Source organism: Rossellomorea vietnamensis, from assembly GCF_001305855.1.
Classification (GTDB): domain Bacteria; phylum Bacillota; class Bacilli; order Bacillales; family Bacillaceae_B; genus Rossellomorea; species Rossellomorea vietnamensis_A.
Genome location: NZ_LIXZ01000049.1, coordinates 1 through 1382, shown reverse-complemented (window position 1 = coordinate 1382; position 1382 = coordinate 1). Strand labels below are relative to the sequence as shown.

Annotated in this window: 1 protein-coding gene; it reads right to left on the bottom strand. The window is 39.8% G+C overall.

Annotated features, from left to right (window positions below):
* Positions 1-44 precede the first annotated feature (44 nt).
* Complete coding sequence (locus AM506_RS21620) at positions 45-1262, bottom strand: ISL3 family transposase (protein WP_060675133.1); 1218 nt, start codon at positions 1260-1262, stop codon at positions 45-47.
* Positions 1263-1382 lie beyond the last annotated feature (120 nt).

The window sequence follows — 1382 nt, the reverse complement described above, 5'->3', positions numbered from 1 at the left end:
GGTTCAACGTCAATTGTTGGGGTGAAGTGAGTTTTGCTTCACCCTTATCCAATATGCGTGCCCATTCTTTTATACTTATGTGTCAGTAAAATCTTTGCTCGAAAACGAAGAAAGCTTCTAAAGCCAAATGCGTTTCGTTTCATCACTTTCGTTAAGTTGTTTATGCCCTCTAAAAACCCGTTTGAATAGTTATATCGAAAGCTATTCAATATTTCATTTTGCCAATTCTTTAGTGTTTGGGCAGAACGTTGGAATTCTGGAATTCCAGCCTCATCAATCGCTTCGTAGAAGTCATATAAGGCGTTTTTTGTCTTAAGGATGTTTTCTTCCCCATTCATTTTTGCTTTGTCAAACCACTGACAAAACCTCTCTTTAAGTTCATATGCCTGTTTGAGTTCATGGGACATCTCGAGATACCTTTGAAGGTACCACTGATCGCTCTCATTTAATTTATCTGACCTCTTATAAAACACATGCCGCATCTTTTTACATTTCTTCCGATCATAGTCATGCCAACTAGATTGGATCCTTCTTCTCACACCATCGAGTGCCCAATAAATATAACGGACAAAGTGGAATCGGTCGGCCACAATGACGGGCTTACCCAGAGCTTGTTGTACAGCTGCCTTAAACGAATGGCTCATATCCATTACGACCACCTCCACTTGAGAGCCATATCTTCTTAGGTAGTGTTTAATGGTGTCTTTATAACGATTGGGAAGGATATCGATTGGTTCTCTAGTGATCCCATTCGCGATAATGAGCTGATATTTTCCTTCTTTTGTGTCCCCTTTGTACTCATCTATGGCTATAACCTTAGGCAGTTCTTTCGCTTCTTCGTTGACCGTAACTTCTGCCAATTGATCAAAGCGCCTTACCACAGTGGAAGCCGAAGTCCCATACACTTCTGCCGTTTCTTTAAAAGTCTTCCCCTTAATACTTCGGATCTTTAAAGCCTGATTAAACTCTACGGATAACCGTTGGTATCGTTCCACAAAGGGGTTATTTTCCGCAAATCTTTTTCCACAAGGGCAAACATAGCGTCTCTTTCTGTAGAAAAGAAGCGTGTGTCTTTCAAACAGCTTTAGATGKTTAATCTTTTGGATCCGGTAATCATGAACTTTCATTGTGCTGGCCGCACATTCTGGACATTTGTGTGAGATAAGAGGAAGCTCTATATGTAAACAAAGTCGCTCATCCACTTCCTCCATTTTCATGATGTTTACTTCTTCAAAACCAGGCAACATTATGGTAGAATTCATTATGCACGTATCTCCAATCTTTACTTGTTTCTCGACAATTCAAGTATAAAAGACTGGGCGATTACGTGCATTTTTTATGTCTTCTAATTGTGTAAGAACCCCAACAAATATTATAGAACC